The sequence below is a fragment of the Photobacterium sp. GB-56 genome, from assembly GCF_003026105.1.
GTDB lineage: Bacteria > Pseudomonadota > Gammaproteobacteria > Enterobacterales > Vibrionaceae > Photobacterium.
Map to the genome: position 1 here is coordinate 1 of NZ_PYNW01000034.1, position 5,756 is coordinate 5,756.

The 5,756-nt window shown below is 41.3% G+C and carries 6 protein-coding genes, 4 tRNA genes and 1 rRNA gene; 9 read left to right on the top strand and 2 right to left on the bottom strand.

Annotated elements, in window-relative coordinates:
- Positions 1 to 9: 9 nt before the first annotated feature.
- A 5S ribosomal RNA gene (rrf, locus tag C9J42_RS21020) occupies positions 10 to 125 on the top strand.
- A 156-nt stretch (positions 126 to 281) separates the two neighbouring features.
- Here the strand turns inward: rrf and pssA are convergent.
- Positions 282 to 1,631, bottom strand: coding sequence for a CDP-diacylglycerol--serine O-phosphatidyltransferase (gene pssA / locus C9J42_RS21025; protein WP_107247958.1), 1,350 nt, complete (start codon positions 1,629 to 1,631; stop codon positions 282 to 284).
- An 84-nt stretch (positions 1,632 to 1,715) separates the two neighbouring features.
- Positions 1,716 to 2,183 carry a GNAT family N-acetyltransferase gene (locus tag C9J42_RS21030; protein ID WP_005363553.1) on the bottom strand — a complete coding sequence of 156 codons (468 nt, stop codon included), beginning with the start codon at positions 2,181 to 2,183 and terminating at the stop codon, positions 1,716 to 1,718.
- 85 nt (positions 2,184 to 2,268) lie between these two features.
- Here C9J42_RS21030 and murB point away from each other — a divergent pair, with 85 nt between their 5' ends.
- The 8 genes from murB to C9J42_RS21070 form a co-directional block, all read left to right on the top strand.
- Positions 2,269 to 3,309 (top strand): UDP-N-acetylmuramate dehydrogenase, encoded by a 1,041-nt coding sequence (gene murB, locus C9J42_RS21035; RefSeq protein ID WP_107208795.1) that lies wholly within the window; start codon positions 2,269 to 2,271, stop codon positions 3,307 to 3,309.
- Positions 3,306 to 4,268 carry a bifunctional biotin--[acetyl-CoA-carboxylase] ligase/biotin operon repressor BirA gene (gene birA, locus C9J42_RS21040; RefSeq protein ID WP_107208796.1) on the top strand — a complete coding sequence of 321 codons (963 nt, stop codon included), beginning with the start codon at positions 3,306 to 3,308 and terminating at the stop codon, positions 4,266 to 4,268. Before murB ends, birA begins: the two co-directional genes overlap by 4 nt.
- Entirely contained in the window at positions 4,268 to 4,999 is a 732-nt protein-coding gene (locus tag C9J42_RS21045; protein WP_005363560.1) for a type III pantothenate kinase, read from the top strand. Before birA ends, C9J42_RS21045 begins: the two co-directional genes overlap by 1 nt.
- A gap of 96 nt (positions 5,000 to 5,095) precedes the next feature.
- Positions 5,096 to 5,171, top strand: a tRNA-Thr gene (locus C9J42_RS21050).
- A gap of 14 nt (positions 5,172 to 5,185) precedes the next feature.
- Positions 5,186 to 5,270: transfer RNA gene (locus C9J42_RS21055), tRNA-Tyr, on the top strand.
- A 39-nt stretch (positions 5,271 to 5,309) separates the two neighbouring features.
- Positions 5,310 to 5,384 (top strand) — tRNA-Gly (locus C9J42_RS21060).
- Between the two features lie 12 nt (positions 5,385 to 5,396).
- Positions 5,397 to 5,472 (top strand) — tRNA-Thr (locus tag C9J42_RS21065).
- A gap of 100 nt (positions 5,473 to 5,572) precedes the next feature.
- A partial coding sequence (locus tag C9J42_RS21070; RefSeq protein ID WP_233217677.1) for a GTP-binding protein occupies positions 5,573 to 5,756 on the top strand: 184 nt, incomplete at its 3' end.

Genomic DNA, 5,756 nt, shown 5'->3' on the forward strand with positions numbered 1-5,756 from the left:
CCGAATTTGCTTGGCGACCATAGCATTATGGACCCACCTGATCCCATGCCGAACTCAGTAGTGAAACGTAATAGCGCCGATGGTAGTGTGGGGTCTCCCCATGTGAGAGTAGGACATCGCCAGGCTTTAAATTTTAAAAGGCCATCCGAAAGGATGGCCTTTTTTCGTTTTAATACTTTTAAAGTAAGTTTCATCTATAAACTAGACCTACAACAGAATAGTATTTAATAAAGAGATGTATCACTGCAGTAGAGAGTTACTGCAGTGATAAAGGGTTTGAATTATAGAATTTGATTCAGGATGTGATCCGCTTTAACACGACGAATACGTGTAATGAGCTTTTTAACTTGAGCTGGATAGTTATCAATTTTTTCAATTTGCTTATAACTACCAATAAGCTGGGTATGTTCGAGAATACAATCTAATTCTTGTTGTTGCTGCTCGGCGAGTAGTTGATTTTTGTCATGAATTAAAATCGCATTTTCAAGATCAAGTTTCCAAGCTCGTGGATTGAGGTTATTACCCGTTACTAACATATAACGACGATCTACCCAAAGCCCCTTCAAGTGAAAGCTATTGTTATCGTGTTTCCATAAATGGATCGCTAATTGGCGATGTGCAATAGCGGCTTCATTATGTTTAGCAAAATTACGTAAATTGACTTCATATAAATAAGGTAACCCAGCAATAGTCTTAAAAGGCTCTGATGGTGGAATATAAAAGTCATTTGCTGTTTTATCACCAACAACGATTGTGACCTTTACACCGCGCTTAAGGGCTTTCTTTACTTCGCGACTTACCATTCTCGGAAAGTTAAAGTAGGGAGTACAAATAGTCAGCTCAGATTGTGCACTAGCGATGAGCGTACAAATATCCTGATTAAGTTTGTTCTTACGTTTCCCTAAACCTATCAGAGGTGTTAATCCTACCTCGTCATCTTTAATCTCATCCGGCTCAAAATGGTAGATAGCTTGTTGTAGTTCGGAGCGTAGATCTCGAATTGCCGTCTTCAATGACTTTGTATCGGGTCTTTCTGGTTGTGCTAGGCAGTTAACAGCATTACTCGAAACAAGTATGTCAATAATGAACTGCGCCATGCTGTTAGCGAGCTTTTCATTTTTAATTACGTGGTAGCGATCGTAACGATAACGGTCATGTTGAGCGAGATACACATCATTTAAGCTTGCACCGCTATAAATAACATTATCATCAATAACAAAGCCTTTCAGGTGTAGGACACCGAACACTTCTCGATTACGAACGGGAACGCCAAGCACATCGATCTTGTGAGTATATTTTTCTGCGTACTCACGATATAGCGCGGCATTGCCATCGGACTGACTGGCGCCAATTAAGCCTCGTTGAGCTCTATGCCAATCAACTAATACCTTTATATCAAGTTCGGGGTTGAGTTGCTTAGCTTCATACAGAGCGGTAAGCACACCTCTTCCTGCTTCATCATCTTGGAGATATAAGGCAACTAAGTAAATGCGTTCTTTAGCTGATTTTATTTCTTGATATAGACGCTCTCTAAACGAATTTGCATCAAAAAGAGTCTCTAAATTCTCGGGCTTGTGCGCAATACATGGCAGTTGTTCGATGAGCTGCCTGTTAGCAATAGCTGAATCCATTATCGCCTCGTTTACACGATCTATAAGTAGATGAATTTTGATTAAGGGATCAATTATACCAGAAAAAAAGCGAAGTCAATGTATCTAGTGTTTAGATATGTTTTTGCTCATGCTTTCTGAGGTAAGTGTATCAATAAATAACATTGGAATTAGATTCTTACCGCTATTAGCATAGCGTTGAAAACGTTGCTTGATATTATTGGGAAGGTTTTCGCTATTAATAGTTTGAAACCCTGACTTCTGATAGAAAACTTCTAACTCTTGAAATGCAAAGCAATAGCATGCTTGTTGGTTCATTTGATTACGGCATGCTTCAATAAGCTTATACGCAATACCCTGTAAACGGTACTCTGGGATGACAAGCATGCCTGTCAGTAGTTGTATATCATCAATAGTTTTAAATCGTACGGATGCAATAATACTGTTGTTTGATTCTGCAACCCAGATTGTTTCATCTCTCTTTGCTTTTCCTGATGGATAGAATGACTTGTATATTTTATTAACTAAAGGCAAACGGATAGGATCAAGTTGACGATAAATAATTTGAGACATGGGAAAACACTGCGTTGTTGAATGGGATCAGGTAAAATAGTTTCAATTCGTATCGAAAAGTATAAAGATTTGGTTGTGAATTAACATGAAAGTTTTACATGAAACTGGGTTAGCGCCTTATCACACCTTTGGGATTGATGTATCGGCGAAGTACATACTTGAAGCATCAAGTGTTGAAGATCTCCTTGCTATTTGGCAGGACGAGACATACCAGGAAGTCCCTAAGTTAGTTGTTGGTCAAGGAAGTAACTTACTTTTTTGTGAAGATTACCAAGGCGCTATCATTTTAAACCGAATTAAAGGTATTAATGTAGTCGATAGTACTGAGTATGTTGATTTACATGTAGGTGGCGGTGAAGACTGGCATGGTTTGGTGTCTTGGGCTGTCGATAATGGTTTTAATGGCCTTGAGAATCTAGCACTCATTCCTGGTTGTGTGGGGTCGTCCCCGATACAAAATATTGGTGCTTATGGCGTAGAGTTAAAAGATGTCTGCCAGTATGTTGATGTATTAAATGTACAAACAGGGGAAGTGAAGCGTTTGATGGCTGATGAATGCCACTTCTCATATCGAGATTCAATTTTTAAGCGAGAGTTAAAAGATAACCACATAATTATTGCGGTAGGTTTTCGCTTAACTAAAGCTTGGTCTCCGAAAATAGCCTATGGCCCATTAGCAAAATTCTCGCTCGATACTGTTACAGCCAAAGAGATTTTTGATGAAGTGTGCGCCATTCGCCGTGAAAAACTGCCTGATCCGCAGGTTATGGGGAATGCAGGTAGTTTTTTCAAAAACCCAATTATTTCGTTAGACGTACGTGACTTTCTTTTGTCTGAGTACCCTAACATGCCAAGTTACCCAGTGGACGAAGCTCATTGTAAGTTAGCTGCGGGCTGGTTGATTGATCAATGTGGTTTGAAAGGTTACCAAATTGGTGGTGCTAAAATTCACCAGCAACAAGCACTCGTATTAACGAATGTTGGTAATGCAACTGCACGTGATGTACTTCAGCTAGCACAGTATGTTGTCGATACGGTAATGACTAAATTTGGTGTCTCTCTTGAGCATGAGGTGCGTTTTATGGCACATAATGCTGAAACTAATCTCAACGAGATGCTGCGATGAAAGATCATACCGTACGACTAGCTTTGATTCAGTTACTCTCTGATGGTGAATTTCATTCAGGTGAAGTATTGGGACAAACGCTGGGTATGACTCGTGCTGCAATCGCGAAACAAATTCAAGTCATTCAACAGTGGGGGCTTGATATTTTTAGGGTGCAAGGCAAAGGTTATTGTCTTGCATCAGCGATTGATTTACTTGATAAGCAGCAGATTTTAGCGAAAGTTAAGTGCCCCCATCTTGATTTAATTCCTGTCATCGACTCAACTAATCAATACCTTCTAGATAGAGTAGGGCAACTGCCTAGTGGTAGTGTATGTTTGGCTGAATATCAAGAAGCAGGCCGTGGACGACGAGGTCGACAATGGGTTTCACCTTTCGGTAGTAACCTGTACCTTTCCATTTACTGGCGTTTAGAAGCTGGTATGGCTGCGGCAATGGGGCTGAGTTTAGTTGTCGGCGTCGCGATTGCTGAAACGCTCCAAAAACTGGGTGCGGATGATGTTCGAGTTAAATGGCCTAACGATATTTATTATCAGGATAAAAAGCTAGCTGGTATTCTTGTTGAAATGACTGGTCAAGCAGGGGATGCTGCACACTTAGTGATTGGAATGGGGCTAAATATTAATATGCCACTAACAGAGCAAAGTGAGATCACGCAAGCGTGGACAACACTGTCGCAAGCTTGTGATAGCTTACCGTCTCGAAATATCTTAGCGGCGACATTGATCTCACATCTTAATCAAACACTCTGTGATTACGAACATCAAGGTTTAGTTGGCTTTGTTGAACGTTGGAATAAAATAGATAACTTTTTAAACCGCCCTGTGAAATTATTAATCGGTGAGCGAACCATCGAAGGTACTGCTCGCGGGATTGATACTCAAGGGGCTTTACTACTGGAAACCGACACTGGTATTACACCGTATATCGGCGGTGAAATCAGCCTTAGAGGTTGCTGATGCAATTATTAATTGAAGCAGGCAATACTTACGTCAAAGTTGCCTTACTAACCCAAAATGAACACATTGAACAAATTGGTAAATACCCAAGTAAAAAATTAGAGCTTGTTTTACAACCGTTACTGGAAGGTAATGTTGAGCGCATTGTTTTTGCGAGTGTCGGACCAGTTGAAGTTGACAATACTATTCAGCGTATAGCACAAATGGCGAATATTCCTGTTACTCAGGTAAAAACTGCACGTGAAGACTTCGGTGTTGTTAACGCATATTCTGAATATCAATACCTTGGTGTTGACCGCTGGCTAACACTGGTTGCTATTCGTCAAAGTTTTAAGCAACCTACAGTGATTGTTGATATAGGCACGGCATTAACGTTTGATGTTATGGACAGTGATGGAAAACATCTTGGTGGTTGGATCATGCCTGGTTATCAGTTAATGATGAAATCAGTACTAGAGAATACGACCAAGGTGTTTTCAGATAGTGAGCATAGTGAATCATTAACACTGGCAAACAATACCGCAGATGGTTTAAAGAATGGCTGCCGTGCTGCGTTGGTTGGATTAATTGAGTTTGGCCTAAAACAAGCATCTGCAGAACTAAATGAAGCGCCCGCGGTAATTCTATGTGGTGGCGGTGTTCGTCATTTGCCAAAATCGTGGTGTAAACCTTTTTATCATCGCTCGGAGTTGGTACTTGAAGGGCTAGGGTTGTATGCAAAGCGCGGTTAATGCCGAAAATTACGTCAATTAAATAAAAAACAATAAAAAAAACACGTTAGGGTATTGCAACAAAAATAATCATTATCTAGAATGCGCACCACTAACGCCGACTTAGCTCAGTAGGTAGAGCAACTGACTTGTAATCAGTAGGTCACCAGTTCGACTCCGGTAGTCGGCACCAGTTTTAAAAATTTCGGTGGGGTTCCCGAGTGGCCAAAGGGAGCAGATTGTAAATCTGCCGGCACTGCCTTCGAAGGTTCGAATCCTTCCCCCACCACCATTTTCAAATGGTTGAATAGCTCTACGAGATACAAGTTCTGCGGGCATCGTATAATGGCTATTACCTCAGCCTTCCAAGCTGATGATGCGGGTTCGATTCCCGCTGCCCGCTCCACATTTCTTGTGTGCTGATATAGCTCAGTCGGTAGAGCGCACCCTTGGTAAGGGTGAGGTCGGCAGTTCAAATCTGCCTATCAGCACCACTCTCAAGCCCTAATTCATCCATTTGTTATATACTCAACAAACCCATGTTTGGTTGTGTGGTCGTAATGCCACCTAATACCGTGCCCAGAGGGACTATCCATGTCTAAAGAAAAATTTGAACGCGTAAAACCGCACGTAAACGTTGGTACTATCGGCCACGTTGACCACGGTAAAACAACTCTAACTGCTGCTATCTGTACTACACTTTCAAAAGTGTACGGTGGTGCTGCTCGTGACTTCGCATCAATCGATAACGCTCCAGAAGAGCGTGAGCGCGGTATCA